Source organism: Clostridioides sp. ES-W-0016-02 (genome assembly GCF_020641035.1).
Classification (GTDB): Bacteria; Bacillota; Clostridia; order Peptostreptococcales; family Peptostreptococcaceae; genus Clostridioides.
Map to the genome: position 1 here is coordinate 621,567 of NZ_CP061361.1, position 19,495 is coordinate 641,061.

Sequence of the window (19,495 nt, forward strand, 5' to 3'; positions counted from 1 at the left end):
GTAGAAATATTATGGAAATTTAGTCAAAAAAGCACTTTTAAATATTACTGTTTAATTGTTTAAAAGTGCTTTTTTTAATATGAATTATAAATTTTTTATGTATAAATGTGTTATACAAGGGGGGTTAATTGTAGTTATAAGTATTAGGTTTATCTAATAAATTTGTCATACTGTTTAAACTTATTCCAACAGTAGAAGCATTATGCAAAAATGCGGATGTACTTGGTCTAATAAATCCACTTACACCAAGAAAAATCAAACCTAAGTTGAAAGCAATAATAAACTTAGAACTTAAACCAATTCTTTTCATAAGTTTATTGCTAATCTGTTTTAAAGTAATTAAATTATTCAAATTATCTGCTGATATAGTAATATCTGAAATTTCTCTTGCTATTTCAGCACCTTCACTCATTGCAATTCCAACATCTGACTCAGATATAGCAGGGGAATCATTGATTCCATCTCCAATCATAATAACTTTACGACCTTTTAGTTTTTCATCTTTAATAAAATTGGCTTTGTCTTCTGGTAGAACTTCTGAATAATACTCATCCACTCCAATTTTACTAGCTATAGACCTAGCTGTTTTTTCACTATCACCAGTCATCATTACAATTTTTTTGAGTCCATATTCTCTTAAGTTTGAAATTACATCTTTAGCTTCTTTTCGTAAAGGGTCATTAATACAAATAACAGCTGATAATTTTCCTGATATTGCCATAAATAGGTGAGAATATTCGTCTGAAAGATTATTATATTTATACTCCTCGCCATCTGGTATAATACATTTTTCATCTTCAAATACGAAGTGTTTACTACCTATTATAACCTTTTTATTATCGACTTTTGTTGAAATACCATGTGCAATAATATATTCTACTTCTGTATGCATTTCCTTATGACTGAGACCTTGTTTTTCAGCTTCATGAACTACTGCATTAGCTATAGAATGTGGGAAATGTTCCTCTAGACAAGCAGCTAGTCTTAACATATCTTTTTTATTATAATCTTGGAAGGTAATTATATCTGCAACTGTTGGTTGAGCTTTTGTCAATGTGCCTGTTTTATCAAATACAATAGTATCTGCATAGGCAACATTTTCAAGGAATTTCCCACCTTTTACAGCAATATTATAATTGTTACATTCTCTCATAGCTGATAATACAGAAATAGGAATAGATAGCTTTAATGCACAAGAAAAATCTACCATCAAAATAGAAAGTGCTTTTATAGGATTTCTAGTAACTGCATAAGTAAATAGCGTTCCTAAAAAACTATATGGAACCAAGGTATCTGCTAGATGTTCAAATTTTCCTTCTACAGAAGACTTAAGTTTCTCAGATTCTTCAATCATAGTTACAATTTTTTGAAATCTTGTAGTACCAGCTTTTTCTTTGACACACATTACAATATTACCTTGTTCTATTACAGTTCCAGCATAGATGTAAGAGCCTTCTTTCTTATTAACTGCAAGAGATTCACCTGTAAGAGAGGCCTGATTAATCATTGCTTCACCAGATTCAATAATTCCATCTAATGGAATCATATTTCCCATATTTACACTAACTAAATCGTTTTCTTTTATTTCTGAAATTGGGACTAAAATTTCATTATCATCCTTTTTTAACCATACTTTTTCAATATTTAATGACATGCTTTGAGCTAAATCATCTATAGATTTTTTTCTAGTCCATTCTTCTAGTAATTCGCCTATACCAAGAAGAAACATCACTGACCCAGCTGTATTTATGTCTTTCCTAAAAATGGAGATACCTATTGCAGTTGCATCCAAAACAGAAATTTCTATCTTTTTATTTAGTAAAGAAGATATACCTTTTTTGAAATATTTTATAGAGTGAAGTCCTATAAAAAAAAATCTTAAATATTTTGGGAAAAATATCTTAGATACACTCTTTATAAATAGCTTATTTACTAATTTATCTCTGTAGTAATTATTTAACTCTCTACCAGTGTGTTCAGGGACTAGTTTTTCTATTTCGCTATTGTTGAAACTGAACTTAGTGATTTCTTTTATTATATAGTCTCTTTCACCTGTGTAATAAATAACAGCGTCACCAGTTCTATCATAAACCTTTGCTTTGGTAACACCATTTATAGAAGTCAAATAATATAGTAGAGTATCTGCCTGTTTGTTATTCAATTTACCAAGTTGTAAATCAAAACGTATACGACCTCTGATTTCATGCTTTATATAAAGATTCAATTTACTTCCTCCTGATACTATTAATCATAATACTTGATATTATTAATCATAACACCTGATATTATTAACCATAATAATCGTTAAATTTATTCTGCTGTGCAAGTACTATTTTTTTCTACAGTAGTATTTTCCTTGATGTCTTCACATTTAATGCTATCAGAATCAGTATTTTTTTCTACAGTTTGTACATTTTCATCTTTAATAGTTTCTTGTACAACTTTAGTATCTTCCTGTACATTTTTTGTTTTAGATGAAGATAATTCTTCTAGTTCATTGATTTCTTTTGCCTCAGCTAAAATATCTTCCATATTTTCTTGGATTTTAGTAGTTGTTTCAAGAACAGAATCCTTAACTTTCAACGCTCCAGCAGTTGCTTTAGTACAAGACTTTTTTACACAATCACTTGAAAGTATTTTGACACCTACAGTACCTAAAAGTACTCCTCCTAAAAATATCCCTGTTTTTTTCATTTTTAAAATATTCATTTTATCATATCCTTTCATTAAGTTAAATTTTATTTATATATCTTATGTATAAAGTAATAAATGTTAAAAATAGAGCGCAATTTTACAAAAGTAGTATTATATAGTTCTATTATGTTTCGAGAGTCCTATACGCTTTTGTATAATCCTATATATTTTTGTATAGTTTTATGTGTTTTTTATATAGTCTATATAATTCTTTTACATTTTAATAATTCTCTTATATTTTAAAGAATTATCATGTATTTTAGAAAATTCTTGATATTTATTTCGAAAATTAAAAAGTTAATAATAATTGTTATTAATAGAATTGTAAAATCATATGACATTTATTACCATTTATGCAATTAAGTATAGCACGCATGAATGTAACTTTCAACAGAAAATGATAATTTATATCAATTAATTGGCTTATTTTATGAAAAATATTATTTTATCACTACTCAAGGCTCAATTATTGAAAGTTTTATTTGTAACACATTCCTATAAGTATTACATTGCTTAGAGAAACAAACTTATTCTTGTTTATAGTTGATTTTATTATATTAAATCTAATTTTTAAACAATATTTGATGATAGTAGGTAGATATGATGCTGAAAAGAAAAGGGAGTTATTAGAATAAAAACACAGGTAAAATATGGGAAAGTATATGTTATAATATTTATAGCAAGAAGATGTAACCTATAATTTAAGAGTGGAGTTCATACTAGGATAAAACCTACTTCCTAATGAAAGGAGGTGGGAAGTATGAATAACTTTTTACTTAATGTAATAGCTGGCGTTGTTGCTAGTTTAATATTTTACTTAATTTGTAAAGTATTTACGAAAGTAAAAAGCCACTCAACTCGTGGCAAGAGTAAAAGTGGCTGGGAATTTGATTTTAAAATCAAGTTCCATAAGTTCAAATAGCTTCATTTAATTATGAACTTCACTCTACGACGAAATAGATTGTAGTTCTTCTTGCTTTTATTATACCACAAATTGGTACAGATATTCAAAAACAATATTTTTACTCTTATAGAAATTTGTTAAGTATAGTTATCCTTTTATGAGTGCATTTTCGATTGCTTTTTTTATAACTTTACTTGAATTTGTTGCACCTGATACAGCATCTACATCTACTTTTTGCTTGTTAAGTACTTTATCAATAACTTTTTCTGTTTTTTTCCTCGTTCATTTTTATGTTCCAAAAGATTAATGTTTAAAATTTTACCACTTTTTACAGTGACTTCTACTTTAGCAGATATGATATTTATATTACATTCTCCAACATAGGTTCCATCAGCAATGTCAGAGATATTTACTTTTTTAAAGGTCATATTTTCCACTGTTTGTTTGTAATTGTATTTGGTAATTGTTTTGAATATCTTTTGTTTTAATTTAATTTCAGATATATTCAAATATATAAAGTAATAATGTCTATTATAAAAAATTGTATAGTTGTATATTTGTAGATTTATCTTATCTATTTGGAAATAGAGCGATAAAGCATATCAAATCCGTGTTTAAGAAATTCCTGTTTAGAAAGTTTTACTTCTTGTTTGATATAAGCTTCTTTATTTGGTGCTGTCTGTATAATGCCAGATAACATTCCCAACAGTGAAAATATAGTAGGCATAATTTCAATATCTTCTCTAAGCTCACCTGATAAGATACCAGTATTTAGTAACTGTTTTATTTTTTCATTGATTTCTTCACCAACACGGAAGGTTTCTTTTTCCCCAGGTGGGTAGTCTGTATTTTCAAAGTCAATGTTGATTTCATCGAGGGCTATTTTAAAACTTATTGCATAGAAAAACACCAGAGATATGACAATGTAGTGTTTATCATTTTCTGGTGCTATTTATATTAAATTATTTTAAAATTCTGACACTGTCGTTTTCAATTAATATTGCTTGATTATCATTAATAGCTTTTAATTCTAAAGTTTTAGAATACGCATTTACTATTTTTTCTACAGCTTTTCCAAATTCCCAATTTTGGAAATGTGGTACTACATAAAAATCAATTGAATTTAAGCTAGAATAGTCTTTTAAGTAGGGCGCTTTTTCTATATAGTCTATTTCAGATGAATATTTATTTTTTTATGATATTACAAATATCTGGAATATAAAGTGTTATATATAGTAGAGCAAATAAAGTTGTTAATAGGGGGTTAAGACCTAAAACTAAGCTGATTCCTATATCAATAAGCAATCCTATTGTAAATTTGATACCTTTATTAAGTTTCAATCAAATCACCATCCTTTTATTTTTTATTACCCAATTTAACTAAAAATAGTTGATTTTTATAAAAATTATTGATGTATAAAATTACTATCTTATAAGTTAATAGTATATTTAAACATTATACATGTCTATATTATTTTAAATATTATATATGTTTATATTATTTTTCTTATAAAACAATAAAAAAAGCAAAGACATTTTTAAAATTTACCTAAGAAATATATAAAAGAAATATATAATCTAAAAAATTATAAACTTGGAAAATAAAAATTTGATTTTAAAACATATGTAAAATACAAAATATTGAGCTAAATACTGAAGAAATAATGATAATTATGCTGTTGGAAAATTATGTAAAATAATGGTAAAATATAGTTTATAATAGAAAAATTGATTTATATTATAATTATATTTATTTTTTTGGATTTATGCACTTAGAGGATTCATAATTTATGCTGATTACTACTAAAAGTGCATATATAATATTATGTTATAAGCTTTCATGAACTTCTATTTGAAAGGGGAGATTACAAATGGATAAAAGATATTTGGAATCCAGTGTATTTGAAGCTTTTCAAGACAGACTTTCTTATGTTTTCAGTGAATTTGATTATATCTATGTATCTTTCAGTGGAGGAAAAGATAGTGGTCTATTATTGAATTTAGTTTTGGATTATAAAAGAAAATATAATATAAAATCCAAAATAGGAGTATTTCATCAAGATTTTGAGGCTCAATATAGTATGACAACAGAATATGTTGAAAAAATGTTTGAAGACAATCTTGAAGATATTGAACCATATTGGGTATGTCTGCCAATGGCTACGAGAACAGCTGTAGGTAATCATGAAATGTTTTGGTATCCATGGGATGATGAGAAAGAAGAATTATGGGTAAGAAAAATGCCAGACAAAGAATACGTAATAAATCAAGAAAATAATCTTTTTACCTACTATAAGTATAAGATGAAGCAGGAAAGTTTGGCAAAGCAATTTGGTAGGTGGATGAGAAACAAGCATAAGGGTGCAAAAGTTGCTTGTTTACTTGGAACAAGAGCTTCAGAATCCTTACAACGTTATTGTGCTATTGTGAATAAACAGCATGGATATAAAGGCAAGTGTTGGATAACAAAGGAGTTTAAAAATGTATGGACAGCATCTCCTTTATATGACTGGGGACTAGAAGATGTTTGGGTAGCCAATTATAAATTCGACTATGAGTACAATAAAATCTATGATTTGTTCTATAAAGCTGGATTGCCTCCAAGAAAAATGAGAGTAGCATCTCCTTTTAATGATTCAGCAAAAGAGAGTTTAAACTTATATAAGATATTGGACCCAGAAGTATGGGTGAAATTGGTTGCTAGAGTACAAGGGGCTAATTTTACTTCTATTTATGGAAAAACAAAAGCTATGGGGTATCGTAGTGTAAAGTTGCCAGAAGGACATACATGGAAAAGTTTCACTTATTTTCTGCTTGATACACTACCTGAAGATATAAGAAATAATTATATTAAAAAATTTTCAACATCTATCGACTTTTGGCATAAAAAGGGTGGTGGTTTGCCAGAAATCGCTATATGTGAGTTGATAAGAAAAGGGTATAATATAGAAATAAATGGAATTTCTAATCATACAAAAGATAAAAAAAGTAGAGTCGTATTCTTAGGAGATATACCTGATGACACAGATGATATTAAATTTACTAAAGATATACCAAGTTGGAAAAGAATGTGTTATTGTATTTTAAAAAATGACCATATGTGTAAGTTTATGGGATTTGGTCCTACAAAAGAGCAAAGAATGAAAACAGAATACATTAAGAAAAAGTATGAAAAATTTTCTAAGATAGGAGTTAAGATGCTATGAAGTATAAAAGTCCTGTATATGAAATCATCGCTGTCCCAATTGAAAAGATAGAATCTAACGACTATAATCCAAATGCAGTAGCTCCACCAGAAATGCAGTTGCTGTATAAAAGTATAAAAGAAGATGGATATACAATGCCGATTGTCTGTTATTATAATCCAGAAAATGACAAATATGTTATTGTAGATGGTTTTCATAGATATCGAATAATGCTTGAAAATAAGGATATATATGATAGAGAAGGTGGAGTACTTCCTGTTTCAGTAATTGATAAATCACTTGATGAGAGAATGGCAAGTACTATTCGTCACAATCGTGCAAGAGGTTCACATAATGTGGATTTAATGAGCAATATTATAAAGGAACTTTGTGATATTGGAAAATCTGATAAATGGATATCAAAGCACTTAGGGATGGATATTGAGGAGATTCTTAGATTAAAGCAAATAACTGGATTATCCTATTTATTTAAAGATAAAGAGTTTGGACGTGCATGGATTCCTTTTGATTCTGATACTAAACAAGATAATTAAAAAGATATGTTTTTAGTCTAAACACTATAGAAATACTATTAACCTTTTTGGAGCAGTGTTTTAAAGAACTATGAAGAAGTGTTTTAAAGAAATATGAGGCAGTATATTAAAGAAATATGAAGCAGTATATTAAAGAAAATATACTTGAGTTTAAAGCTTTTGAATAAATACAAGTATTGAGAATAGAGTAGTGTAAGATATAAATTACATAATATTAACAAAGAAAAAAGAGTAGGAGGATATCCTGCTCTTTTTCTTTGTTAGTACTGATTAACTTTTTTCATTTATGAATAAATAGTATATTTTAATAAAAAAATTATAAGTGTTATAAAATTGTTATTTTTTCATGTTAATCTTCTTATAGAAAATGAATTTAGATTATTACAAGAAAGGATGAATAGACATGAAAGACTTAATTCTTGAAACAAAAAATTTATCAAAAAGATATGGAGAGCAGATGGCAGCCAACCATATTTCACTTCAAATTGAACGTAATAGTATATATGGACTTCTTGGACCAAATGGTGCAGGTAAGTCAACAACACTTAAAATGATTGTTGGACTTCTTCATCCAACAGGAGGACATATTTTTTTTAATGGAAAGCCTTGGCAACGAGAATCTCTTACAAAAATCGGTTCTTTAATCGAATCACCTGCTTTATATGGAAATCTTACAGCAGAGGAAAATCTACTAGTTCACACAAGACTTCTAGGCATTCCACATGAAAAAATTCATGAAGTATTAGACACAGTTGATTTAAAAAATACTGGAAAAAAGAAAGCCTCACAATTTTCTATGGGAATGAAACAACGACTTGGAATCGCTATTGCACTTTTGAATAATCCAGAACTATTGATTTTAGATGAACCAACCAACGGGCTTGACCCATTTGGAATTCAAGAACTACGTGAGTTGATTGCATCTTTTCCTGAAAAGGGAATTACAGTAATTCTCTCAAGTCATATATTATCAGAGGTTGCTCAGGTAGTTGATAAAATAGGAATTATTAGTGGAGGAAGGCTATTATTTCAAGGTATACCAGATCCAAATGAAAATCTAGAGGAATTCTTCTCTGATGTAATCTTAAAAGGAGGAAAGTAAAATGAATGGACTTAAATCTGAACTTTTAAAATACAAAAGAACATTTATGGGGAAATTGATTGTTTTTATTCCAATATTCTTTGCATTATATGCAGGGATAACACAATCAACAATCATGAAAAACCCATTATCTCAAAGTAGCTCTTGGTCATGGGACAGCCTTCTAGCCTTGGTTTTTAATTCGTGGCCATTTGTATTTTTACCTCTTGGTATGGGATTGTTTGCTACTTTGGTAGCTAGTCAGGAAAGAAAAGCTGGGAATTATCGCACTTTGCGTGCATATAATGTTTCACCTATGATTCTTTGGACTGATAAGGTTATGGCTATGGCAGTTTACACTCTGCTATCAACACTAGTTTTGATAGTTTCAACAATTATGACTGGTTTGTTTTTATCAGAAGGAGCAATCCCATTTGGTAAGATTATTGCTGGAGGTTTTGTTTGTTGGCTTGTTTCTCTTTCACTTATCCCTATTCAGCTGTGGGCAGCTACATGGAAAGGAACATTCTTAAGTATGGGAATTGCACTTGTAGGTATGATGATAGGTGTTCTTACAGCAATAAAATCTTTATGGTTTGCAGTACCGTGGAGTTGGGCTATGAGACTGATGTGTCCTATTGCTGGTGTGCATCCAAATGGAGCTATTTTGGAGACTGGAAATCCACTTTTAGATTCATCTGTGATTCCTGTTGGGATTATCGTATCCTTGGTTATATTTGTTGTAATCACAGTAATTACAGGTATTTGGTTTAATAGGAGGGAAGTAAAATGATAGGAGTATTATCATCAGAGTGGCTAAAAACAAAACGTACAGCAATTCGTTGGCTTACATTCTTTATGCCTGTAGTCATTGCACTTTGTGTTGTTGCTTATCTGGCAATTAGGTCTGAAGTTACATATAAATTTGTTTTTGAAGGTTATTTTATAGTATGGACAGCAATTATCATTCCAGTAGGAATAAGTCTTCTGTCAAGCTTTATTATACATGAGGAGGAACTTGCTGGAGAGTTCAATGGTTTTTTAAATACAGGAGTCTCCCGAATTAAGTTATACTTAGGAAAATTTTTTATATTGATTTTTTGTATGGCAGTCAGCACTTTTATTTCATCACTTATAATATGTGTCGGAATGAATATTATAATACCTGATGGAGGTAGCATTTCTCTATTTATGATGGCATCCTTACTTGCAGTAATAGGGACACTTCCAATTCTATCTATTCACTTGTGGGTTAGTTTTTTATGGGGGATGGGAGTATCCATAGGAATAAGCATGGGTGGTATTTTAATGGCTGCTTTGATTGGAGGAACAAGTCTTGGGGGTAAAATCTGGGTGTTTGTTCCTTGGGCTTGGCCAGTAAAGATGTCAATGTTTCCATCTATTTATTTTCAGACTACCTTATCAACTGCAATTTCTTCAGGAGCAGAGTCACAGCTAATAAATGCACTTAATTTAACAGGAATTGGACTTATCATTTTTCTAGTTGGTGGAATTATATGGTTTAACAGATGGGAAGGTAGAGCATGCAATGAGTAATGACTATGGACATTTTTATAAACTTGACCAATGAGAAAAATTATCAGATAATATATGAGCAGGTCACAATACAGGCTTGTTAATAATGCATAAGTATTGGAGGATAATTAAAATTGAGCAAAATATTGATTGTTGATGATGAAAGAGAATTGGTGGCCTTATTAGAAAAAAAACTGAAGTCAAAAGGGCATGAAGTACTTATCGCATATAATGGAAATGATGGAATTGAATTAGCAAAGAAACAGCCAGACCTTATTATACTTGATATTATGATGCCTGGGGCTGATGGCTTTGAAGTTTGTAGTACCATACGAGATGATGTAGTGTGCCCTATCATTTTTCTAAGTGCAAAGCAATCAGAAGCAGATAAAATAAAGGGATTAACTCTTGGCGGAGATGACTATATAGTGAAACCTTTTGGGTTACGAGAATTGATGGCACGTATTGAAGCTAATCTACGCCGTGAAAAGAGGTCACAATATATCAATATGGAAAATAAACGTCCAAAAATGTATTTTGGAAAACTATGTTTAGATATACAAGAGCGTGCAGTCAAAATTGATGGCAAGGATGTTCACTTGACAAAGAGAGAATATGATATTGTAGAATTACTTGCATTGCATGCAGGACAGGTTTTTTCTAGAGAACAAATCTATGAAAAAGTCTGGGGATATGATTCAGAAGGTGAAGATTCAACAGTTGTTGAGCGTGTTAAGAAGATTCGTGCTAAATTTTCTGTGGTAACACCTAAAATTGAATATATTTCTACTGTTTGGGGGATTGGGTATAAATGGAACAAATTTTAGAGAAGGAGATTTTCATATAATGAAAAGCATAAAGAATCGGTCACTTTCAGCACAGTTTCGCAGAACACTTTTTTTAATTATAATCACCAGCATATTGGCGTCACTGATTACTTATGCTGGAGTAATTATGTTGTTTATTCGAGCTTTAAATAATAATGACATATATGGCGAAAATTATTATGAACAGCAGATACCAGAAATAGAAAAATACATTCATAAAAAAAATACAACTATTCTATCTCCTTCAAATGCAGAAGATTTGAACAATATGATTCATGGTGACGGATTATTCTATCAGGTTGTAGATAATGACAGTAACTTTTTATATGGTACATATAAGAAACAAATTTTTGAAACAAAGGAACAATTATTTAATAAACTAAATACTAAAATTATAGATTCGGGAAATTTTGTAAAGATTGTTCCTGTTATTGATGATAGTGGAAAAATCAAAGGGGCTGTCCTTCTTGCTTATCAGTTGAAACTTACTTATGCAAATGGAAATGAAAATGAGCTGTGGAGAGACGATAGGGTTATTATTCTTGTTTTGTTATCTCCTTTTATATATATTATAGGATTTACAATACTATTTTCTCGAATTCTTGCTAAAAATATCAATCGACCACTAAAACTACTGATGGATAGTTCACAGAAGATTAAAGAAAAGAACCTTGATTTTGAAATAGATTATTACGCGGATAATGAACTAGGAAATCTATGTAGTGCTTTTTCAGAAATGAAAGAAGAATTAAAAAAATCCTTATCTGCACAGTGGAAAATAGAACAGGAACGAGTAGAAATGGTAGAGGCATTGGCACATGACCTGAAATCACCATTATCTATTGTAAAGGTATATTCAGAAGCTCTGATTGATGATACTGAGATTAGTGAAGAACAACGTCAATATCTTGCAGTTATAGAAGCAAATGTAGATAAAAGTGTCTCACTAGTTCAGCAAATGCAATATACTTCTGAACTTGAAAAATCTTGTATTCAGTTACAGTTAGTTCCTATAAATCTGACTGAGTTTTTGGAGCAAAAAGTATACTACTATGAATTAGAGGCTAGGAAAAAAGAAATATCTATCACTTTAAACATTCAAAGTGATATAGAAGAATCTATTTTGATTGATATAGAGAAATTGGAAAGAATCTTTGATAATATCGTATCCAATAGTCTTCAATATACTCCAGAAGGCGGAAAAATCAAAATATCAGCAAAGGCAGAAAAAGAATATATCTCATATGAGGTTTGTGATTCTGGTACTGGATTTAGTGCTAAAGATATGCATAAAGTTTTTGAAAAATTTTATAGAGGTGATGAGGCTAGACAAACTAAGGATGGGCATTCTGGTTTGGGGTTGTACATTGTCAAGCAATTAGTTGAGATGCTTGGTGGTTCAATCAGAATAGAAAATGCGGAATGTGGTGGTGCATGTGTTATATTTCAGCATAAAATATTTAATCTCTAATCATTCATATTTAATTTTTTATTGTGTAGATATTGTAAATATATTAATAAGTGATTATGTTAAGCATATAAAAGAGGTATCAGCAATATGTTGATACCTCTTATTGTATTTGAGTATTGAAAAAATATCTTATAAGTTCTTAAATGAATATAGAAAGTTTCTACAATAAATAAAGAAACTTTCTACAAATAAAATCTGTTACCTTGATGTAATAAATATAGTATTATATAACTGTACCAATTAAAAGTAAATATATAACTTTAAGTTAGTTAAGGAGAATAATATGAAAAAATATTTACCTGTTTGTCCAGTAGAAATCACATTGTAAATGAGTTTATATGCGATTGTAATAATTTTTGATGGGTCTTAATAATGTGGCAAAAGGGATTTGGAGAGAAGAAGTTCCTTATGCTATGGATATGATAAATTATTATATCACTAGTCTTGTTTAACTATTTTATGTCTGATAAAAAATAATAGTATGAGGTTAATTTATGAAAAGTACTAATGAAGAGTTGATAAAGCGAGGTTTTATTACAGAAGAATATATCAATAAATTTCAATCTTATTCAGATGAAGAGTTATTGGAACTAGCAAGTTCATCAAAAGCAGTTGAAAGGTCAGTTTATATAAATTTGATGTCAAAAAGATATGGAGTCGAAAATAAAGAATTTGTAGAGTTTTTGTTAGGAAAGCTTTGCGTTGAAAAATCTCTATATACGAAGATTGAGCTTTGTAATGCCCTTGAAAATGGGAATACTTATACTGCAAAACAGATGATTAAATATCTTGGAACAATAGGAAATAATCAACATAAATATTTGCCAGACAGGGTTTCTAAAAAGAAGAGTTATCCATTAGCAAGGGATATAATTGCAAGAAGTTTAGCAAGGATGAATGTAGAGATTTTACCTGTATTGTTTGACGTTTTAGAGAGTGATGATAGGATTAAGATTTCTGAGGTAATTGATGCTATAGGATTTATGATATTTTATAATCAAGGTGTAGCTAGTGAATATTACTTTAAAAAGATTGTAAGTGTAATGGAAAAGTATTCGGAAGATGATTTAATTATTTGGAAATGCGTAATGTGCCTTTCTTCTTTTAAGACTCAAGAAAGTATAGATATTCTTGAGCAAGTTTTATATAGTGATAAAAATGATTTAATAAAAAATGAAGCTGAGTGTTCTCTAAGTAAGATTAAAAAAGAGATAAAGTTGTAGAAGGAAATAAAATCAAAAGCAATAAAATTGTATAAAGAACAATCAAATTTGCTAATCTAAAAGGGGGAAACTGGTTTATGAGAAAACAGCTGTCAGATATGACATTAGAAGAGTTATGGAAGCTATTTCCTATATTTTTAACTAATCATAGGGAATGTTGGAAAGATTGGTTTAAAGAAGAAGAATCTAGACTAACTGAACTACTTCCTATGCAAAAAATTGTGAGAATAAGTCATATTGGAAGTACTGCTGTGAATACAATTTATGCAAAACCGATTGTTGATATACTGATGGAGATAAAGCCTGAGTGTAATATGCAAGAGATTAAAGAGATAATTGAGTCAGATGACTATATTTGCATGTCTGAAAGTGGTGATAGGATTTCATTTAATAAAGGATATACAGTAGATGGGTTTGCAGAACGAGTTTTTCATTTACATATAAGATATGCAGGAGACAATGATGAATTATTTTTTAGAGATTATTTGATTGATAATCCAAGCGTTGCGAAGGAATATGAGAATCTTAAGTTGAAATTATGGAAGGAATATGAGCATAATCGTGATGCTTATACAGATAATAAATCAGATTTTATTAAAAAGGTAACTGAAAAATCTAGGAAATTGTATTCTAATAGATACAGTTAGGATGTTATTTACTATATTTAAGTTTAATACATTTAAATTTAAGTTTAATATATCAATGCTTACTAAAAATGAAATATTAAAATCACTTTGAGACAGTTGAAAAAGCTCACAATTTATATGTGTTTATATTATTATTAAAATATAAATTAAGGAAAGTCATTTCTGGCTTTCCTTTTTTGAGTTTTTTAAATATATTAAGATTCTCAGCTTAATACTAACACAACCTAATATAAAGAAATAAAGAAAAATCTGTATCAGTATAAGAAATATTCAACTCTCCACTATACTTATCAACAATTTCCTTGATATTTTCAACACCATATCCATGAGATTTACTATTATCTTTATCTGAAATAAATAAACCATGTTTTTTAATGATAGGATTTACCTTGTTATTTGTTAATAAATAGCTAAAATACTCATTTTCACAACGTGCTTTTAGCACCACTTTTCTATTTGATAAGTCAGAAATCTTTAAGGATGCTTCTATAGCATTATCCAAAGAGTTTGAAAAAATAGTACATAAATCCATTGGTTCTATACCAAAGTGATTGTCTATATCTATATTAAAATGAACATCAACACTATTTTCTTCCAATTCTGTATGACGAAGATTTAAAATTGAATTAAGGGCAGGGTTTTTACAAAATTGCTTACCACTTAAAGTCCCAAAACTAAGTTTTAATTGTGTAAAATAATCTTTAGCTCCATCAATATCTTCAACTTCTAAATAAGACTCAATCATTTGGAAGTGGTTATTTATATCATGTCGTATTTTGCGTATCTGAACCTGTTGATTCTCTAGTAAGTCGTAATATTCTTCTTTTATATGATTCGATTGATTTTCTAACTTCATCCTTACATTTTCAATTAATGGATTTAAAAGAAGTATCACACCAATATTAGCTATGATTGCAGATAAAATAATTAGATAAGTACCATAAGGTAAGTTACCTAAAATAATATTATAATCGCTACCCATAGGAATTAAATTAGTGGGTGGCAAAATAATGGCAATTAATATTGATAAAAATGAGGATATACATACTATATCAATAAAAATCCATATGCGATTTGTAAGGTACTGTTTTATATTAACTAATCTATTTTTTAAGAAAAAATGTATCAAAAACCATAAAAATACTTTAATTATGGCAGAAACTATCTTAAAGATTGAAAGTACTACAGTATACTCACTTGAGCTTACAAGTTCTCTATATAGAGGATTGTTTATAAAAAGAAAATTAACACCAACTATAATAGGATAGAGTATCATTATAACTGATATTATAGGAATCAACCTACTTTTACTACAGACTATAAGGAGTATAAAATATCCAAGTAGTGTAAAAAGTATATTTACAGGGTCAGAAAGCCATATTATCATTTGACCAATAATAGAATAACCCAAAATCAATATTATTTTAAAAATCCAATGTTTCCTAAAATCTATAAAATAAGATGTTAGCTTATAAAGAAAAAAGGCCATAAAAATGCTAAGTAAAACTGTAATATAAATTGTAGCTTTTGATATTATTGAATAAGTATCCATTTGAAAACCTTTCTAAAAATTAAGATTCTAGCATATGTCTTGTAAATTTTCCTACAACTTCTTGATATTTTTGACGACTTATAGGAATTTTTTCATTTTGTACTTTAGCATATGTTTGATTTATACTGTCTACATAGTTTAGATTGACAATATATCTTTGATGTGTACGTATAAAATTAGATGGAAGAATATCTTCCATATCATTTAGTTTTCCATAATACTCTAAAGATTTGTCAGGGGTTACTACAGTCAGCTTTCTTAATTCACTTTTAAAGTAGAAAATGTCTTTTGTATTGATTTTACAAAGGTTAGTTCCAATCTGAATCGTAATAAAGTGTTCTTTCCATTGTTCTAATTTTTTTAGTGCTTCTTTTAAGACTTCACATATTTTTTCACTTTTATAAGGTTTTAAGATATAGTTTAAAGCTCCTACATCATATCCATGAAATACATAGTCAGAAAAACCTGTGACAAAGATAATTATAGTATCTTTTGAGTATTTTCGAATGACTTTTGCTATATCAACTCCATTAATTTCTCCAAGTTCAATATCTAAAAAAATGATGTCCATATAATAATTTTCATGTTCTAGATTATATATTAGACTTTCTCCATTTGAGTATTCTTTTATCTGGCAGGGATAGCCCCATAAATCCATTTCTCTTGTGATGATTTTATTTAGCATACTTCTTTGTTGTTTTTCGTCATCACAAATACAAATTGAAATCAATGATTATTCTCCTTTCAAGTTTTATATTTATATAATTAAGTATATAATAAATTGAGCTACCTAGATACATAAAAGAGAAAATATGTCTAGGTAGCAAAGTAGAGTCTTAATTAAATAAGTTTTGACTAAAATCGTACAGATAAGAATTATATAGACTTACTCAGAGAAGTTTTATCTAAAATAATTCAAGCAAACTTATTTTGAAATTCCAACAATTTCTTTAAATTTTTTGTAAGTCAACAGATATATAAGGTACATATAAACCCCACAAACCACTAGTAAACCTAGATTTATCAGAAGAGCATTGACTTCACTATGAACAATTCTACCATCATTGTTTACCATAATCATAAAGTTAAAAAGATATATTACAAAACTTCCAGTAATAAGAGGGTATGAAAAGATTTTCTTTAATTGGTTGCGAATACAGAATTTTATATAGTCGTTGTTAGCACCTAATCGACTCAAATCTATAAAAATCTGTTTGTGATTTACTGCTATTGTAACACCTCTTGTATATGCAATGATTCCCACAGCCGTAAAGCAGATTATACCTACATAGATAAATAACATCAAGAATACTGCTGTATTTTTTATCATATCTTGACTCTGCAAAGTTTTAAAATTAGGATAGTACTTCCATTGGAGATATAATTGATTATTATCTGGAGTTAATTTTAAAGAACCTTCTCCACTTGGATATTCTTCATCCAAAAAATACTTTTGACCAGTTGATTCATTGCGTTTTTTCACATATTCATCATACATAGTGTATGTTCCCATTTCCTTAGGTGTTCTTTTTATAATCTCTGACTTTAAATCATTAGCAAAAGCATAGGTATCTGTAGCTTTATCTACATTAAATAGGACAGAATTATTGTAGTTATTTATAGATAAACCTTTAGTAAATGCATTATAATCGTCTTCACTAAGGACATAAGCAGTCATACGAGCATTTTGAAAGAAAGAACCATTAAATATTAGGTTTCCAGAATATTTAAAAGGAGTTTCTTTTTCTGTGGCTGGGCTTGATATAAATTTTGGAAAATCATAATCTCTATTATTATTTTCTTTACTTACAACAGCAAGATATTCACCATTTTTTATAGTGATAGGTTTATCAATTAATTTAGAGAAATCCTTAGAATTAAAGAACATGGCTAAAGAATGTTTTTTCATATATACATCATCAATAGTTCTATCTTTATTAAATATTGATTCTGTACCATCTACAATTAATTCAATAGAAGGAAGTTCCATATAGTTTTGGATTTTTACTTTATGCTTATCTGCCAACTGTTCAATTTCTTTTTTAGATATTTGATTCACTCTTTGGTTATAAGTGAATGTGTAATCTATAGGATTCTTTTTAGTATTTTCATTAATTCCTGCAATCACATTAGGTATATAGAATACAGCAAATAAGGCTCCTGCAATTAAAAATGCAACAACACACATATTTTTTACAGTTTGCTTGCCCATAAATCTCATCATACTAGTAGATATAATATTTTTGTAGTATTTTTCTGGATGTTTTCCTCTTTTTGCATGTACTACTACATATGTCATAATCATGTAAATTCCAATAGCAGAGAATACATACGTAATGTTCCATATAGATGGCATCATGTAATTAAGTTCACTTATGACTATTGAAGGTACTACATAACCTAGAAGAAGTCCTAATACCATAAAAAATGTTCCCAATATACCATACCAACTTTTTACCTCATGAACTGGTTCAGAGATTCTTTGGTCATTTAGTATATCAATTATATTTGTACGATTGATGAATTTTACTGAAAGTAAGAAAATACATAGAGTTACAAATATACAAAATATGAAACCATATATAAATCCTTGAGTTCCAAAGTGGTATGTCATTTCTCTTGTATCAATAATTACCAATTGGAATATCTTCCATATACCAAAAGATACAGGCATACTCAATAGAAGACCTAAAAGACAACAGACTATTGAAATAAGGAGTATTTCTGAAAATAGAATTTTTTTCAATTTTTTCTTATCTGTCCCTAGAGCCATAAAAATACCAATTTCTCTACTTTTAAATTTTAAAAATAGGGAAGAGGCATAAGTAGTAAAAACAGCACATCCTAATATAGCAACTGCAAATATCATTATGGCTTGTTTTCTACTATCTCCTCCAGTTGGAAGGATTGTTTGCACTGTAGGACTAAAATAAATTAAAGCATATGAAGTTACTAAGACTACAGAAAGTATTATACAAAAGAATAATGTTGTATAGTTTTTCCAATTGTAGGCTCGAAGTTTTCCATATAATTTATTAATTGTCATCTTGACCGCCTCCCATTTCTTTTAAAAGTTCCAATAATTCATCTAGGAATTCACGTCTTGAATTTGATTTTACGACTTCTTTGTAGACCATTCCATCTTTAAGGACAATGACACGGTCACAAAAACTTGCAGCAAAGCTATCATGTGTAACCATGAATATAGTGGCATCTAGCTCTTGTTTGGCTTTTAGGAATGAGTCAATTACTGTACGACAAGATTTGCTATCAAGATTACCAGTTGGCTCATCTGCTAATATCAAATCTGGATTATTCATAAGAGCTCTTGCTACTGCTGTACGCTGTTTTTCACCACCAGATATTTCAGCAGGGTATTTTTTGCGTATATGCTCAATACCAAATAATTTGCATAGGCTAGTAGCACGGTTTTCCATTTGTATAACTTTACTACCTTTGATAATTTGTGGAACACAGATATTTTCAAAGACACTAAGACCATCAAACAGCATAAAATCTTGGAATACAAAGCCCAACTGCTGATTTCTAACTTCGGAAAGTTCTTTTTCTTGTAGGTTTCTTATATTATTGTTTCCAAGAGTTATTTCACCTTCATCAATTGGTATAAAGCATGAAATGCAGTTTAAGAGAGTTGTCTTTCCACTTCCAGATGCACCCATGATTGCAACGAATTCTCCTTTATTGATTTCAAAAGAAATATTTTTTAATACAGGGTACGTTTTATTACCTGTCTTGTATGATTTACATAAATTGTTTACTTTAAGCATATATATCATCCTCGCTTTCATTTATCTTGTAAG

At 29.0% G+C, this 19,495-nt stretch carries 21 protein-coding genes; 11 read left to right on the forward strand and 10 right to left on the reverse strand.

From position 1 onward, the window contains the following. Window positions 1-124: 124 nt before the first annotated feature. Both IC758_RS03210 and IC758_RS03215 read right to left on the reverse strand, forming a co-directional pair. A complete protein-coding gene (locus tag IC758_RS03210; RefSeq protein ID WP_227845497.1) occupies window positions 125-2,224 on the reverse strand; it encodes a heavy metal translocating P-type ATPase in 2,100 nt (699 codons plus the stop codon). An 86-nt stretch (window positions 2,225-2,310) separates the two neighbouring features. Then, complete coding sequence (locus tag IC758_RS03215; protein WP_227433578.1) at window positions 2,311-2,709, reverse strand: DUF6110 family protein; 399 nt, start codon at window positions 2,707-2,709, stop codon at window positions 2,311-2,313. A 745-nt stretch (window positions 2,710-3,454) separates the two neighbouring features. On the opposite strand from IC758_RS03215, the gene IC758_RS03220 reads away from it, so the two are divergent. After that, complete coding sequence (locus IC758_RS03220) at window positions 3,455-3,616, forward strand: type I toxin-antitoxin system toxin (RefSeq protein ID WP_227433577.1); 162 nt, start codon at window positions 3,455-3,457, stop codon at window positions 3,614-3,616. A gap of 129 nt (window positions 3,617-3,745) precedes the next feature. On the opposite strand, the gene IC758_RS21175 is transcribed toward IC758_RS03220, so the two are convergent. From IC758_RS21175 to IC758_RS21180, 4 genes are all read right to left on the reverse strand, one after another. Further along, window positions 3,746-3,856 (reverse strand): FMN-binding protein, encoded by a 111-nt coding sequence (locus IC758_RS21175; protein WP_227835506.1) that lies wholly within the window; start codon window positions 3,854-3,856, stop codon window positions 3,746-3,748. Continuing rightward, on the reverse strand, window positions 3,826-4,026 hold the full coding sequence (locus tag IC758_RS03230) for a hypothetical protein (protein WP_227834790.1): 201 nt from the start codon (window positions 4,024-4,026) through the stop codon (window positions 3,826-3,828). Before IC758_RS03230 ends, IC758_RS21175 begins: the two co-directional genes overlap by 31 nt. A gap of 146 nt (window positions 4,027-4,172) precedes the next feature. Next, window positions 4,173-4,508 (reverse strand): hypothetical protein, encoded by a 336-nt coding sequence (locus IC758_RS03235; RefSeq protein WP_227834789.1) that lies wholly within the window; start codon window positions 4,506-4,508, stop codon window positions 4,173-4,175. Window positions 4,509-4,560: 52 nt separating this feature from the next. Beyond that, the gene (locus IC758_RS21180; RefSeq protein WP_227835944.1) at window positions 4,561-4,770 is read right to left on the reverse strand and encodes a Type 1 glutamine amidotransferase-like domain-containing protein; all 210 of its coding nucleotides are present in this window, start codon (window positions 4,768-4,770) and stop codon (window positions 4,561-4,563) included. Between the two features lie 699 nt (window positions 4,771-5,469). On the opposite strand from IC758_RS21180, the gene IC758_RS03245 reads away from it, so the two are divergent. The 10 genes from IC758_RS03245 (at window position 5,470) to IC758_RS03290 (ending at window position 14,122) form a co-directional block, all read left to right on the forward strand. Then, complete coding sequence (locus tag IC758_RS03245; protein WP_227433576.1) at window positions 5,470-6,804, forward strand: phosphoadenosine phosphosulfate reductase; 1,335 nt, start codon at window positions 5,470-5,472, stop codon at window positions 6,802-6,804. Then, window positions 6,801-7,337 (forward strand): IbrB-like domain-containing protein, encoded by a 537-nt coding sequence (locus IC758_RS03250; RefSeq protein ID WP_227433575.1) that lies wholly within the window; start codon window positions 6,801-6,803, stop codon window positions 7,335-7,337. The genes IC758_RS03245 and IC758_RS03250 overlap by 4 nt, the downstream gene beginning before the upstream one ends. Before the next feature lie 403 nt (window positions 7,338-7,740). After that, the gene (locus IC758_RS03255) at window positions 7,741-8,439 is read left to right on the forward strand and encodes a lantibiotic protection ABC transporter ATP-binding protein (RefSeq protein WP_227433574.1); all 699 of its coding nucleotides are present in this window, start codon (window positions 7,741-7,743) and stop codon (window positions 8,437-8,439) included. Between the two features lies 1 nt (window position 8,440). Then, window positions 8,441-9,211, forward strand: coding sequence for a lantibiotic immunity ABC transporter MutE/EpiE family permease subunit (locus IC758_RS03260; RefSeq protein ID WP_227834787.1), 771 nt, complete (start codon window positions 8,441-8,443; stop codon window positions 9,209-9,211). After that, window positions 9,208-9,975: a lantibiotic immunity ABC transporter MutG family permease subunit gene (locus tag IC758_RS03265; protein ID WP_227860748.1), complete on the forward strand. Its 768-nt coding sequence runs from the start codon at window positions 9,208-9,210 to the stop codon at window positions 9,973-9,975. The genes IC758_RS03260 and IC758_RS03265 overlap by 4 nt, the downstream gene beginning before the upstream one ends. A 113-nt stretch (window positions 9,976-10,088) precedes the next feature. Continuing rightward, a complete protein-coding gene (locus IC758_RS03270) occupies window positions 10,089-10,781 on the forward strand; it encodes a response regulator transcription factor (protein WP_227860749.1) in 693 nt (230 codons plus the stop codon). A 127-nt stretch (window positions 10,782-10,908) separates the two neighbouring features. After that, entirely contained in the window at window positions 10,909-12,252 is a 1,344-nt protein-coding gene (locus IC758_RS03275) for a sensor histidine kinase (RefSeq protein WP_413927699.1), read from the forward strand. Between the two features lie 359 nt (window positions 12,253-12,611). Further along, window positions 12,612-12,704, forward strand: a complete 93-nt coding sequence (locus tag IC758_RS03280) for an aminoglycoside 6-adenylyltransferase (RefSeq protein ID WP_227834785.1) — start codon at window positions 12,612-12,614, stop codon at window positions 12,702-12,704. A 42-nt stretch (window positions 12,705-12,746) separates the two neighbouring features. Next, window positions 12,747-13,475: a HEAT repeat domain-containing protein gene (locus IC758_RS03285; protein ID WP_227483068.1), complete on the forward strand. Its 729-nt coding sequence runs from the start codon at window positions 12,747-12,749 to the stop codon at window positions 13,473-13,475. 77 nt (window positions 13,476-13,552) lie between these two features. After that, complete coding sequence (locus IC758_RS03290; RefSeq protein ID WP_227433568.1) at window positions 13,553-14,122, forward strand: GrpB family protein; 570 nt, start codon at window positions 13,553-13,555, stop codon at window positions 14,120-14,122. 214 nt (window positions 14,123-14,336) lie between these two features. On the opposite strand, the gene IC758_RS03295 is transcribed toward IC758_RS03290, so the two are convergent. From IC758_RS03295 to IC758_RS03310, 4 genes are all read right to left on the reverse strand, one after another. After that, window positions 14,337-15,674, reverse strand: a complete 1,338-nt coding sequence (locus IC758_RS03295; RefSeq protein ID WP_227835848.1) for a sensor histidine kinase — start codon at window positions 15,672-15,674, stop codon at window positions 14,337-14,339. 19 nt (window positions 15,675-15,693) lie between these two features. Next, on the reverse strand, window positions 15,694-16,404 hold the full coding sequence (locus IC758_RS03300) for a LytR/AlgR family response regulator transcription factor (RefSeq protein ID WP_227855463.1): 711 nt from the start codon (window positions 16,402-16,404) through the stop codon (window positions 15,694-15,696). A gap of 195 nt (window positions 16,405-16,599) precedes the next feature. After that, a complete protein-coding gene (locus IC758_RS03305; RefSeq protein ID WP_227860750.1) occupies window positions 16,600-18,720 on the reverse strand; it encodes an ABC transporter permease in 2,121 nt (706 codons plus the stop codon). Then, window positions 18,710-19,462: an ABC transporter ATP-binding protein gene (locus tag IC758_RS03310; RefSeq protein ID WP_227483064.1), complete on the reverse strand. Its 753-nt coding sequence runs from the start codon at window positions 19,460-19,462 to the stop codon at window positions 18,710-18,712. The genes IC758_RS03305 and IC758_RS03310 overlap by 11 nt, the downstream gene beginning before the upstream one ends. Window positions 19,463-19,495: the final 33 nt, after the last annotated feature.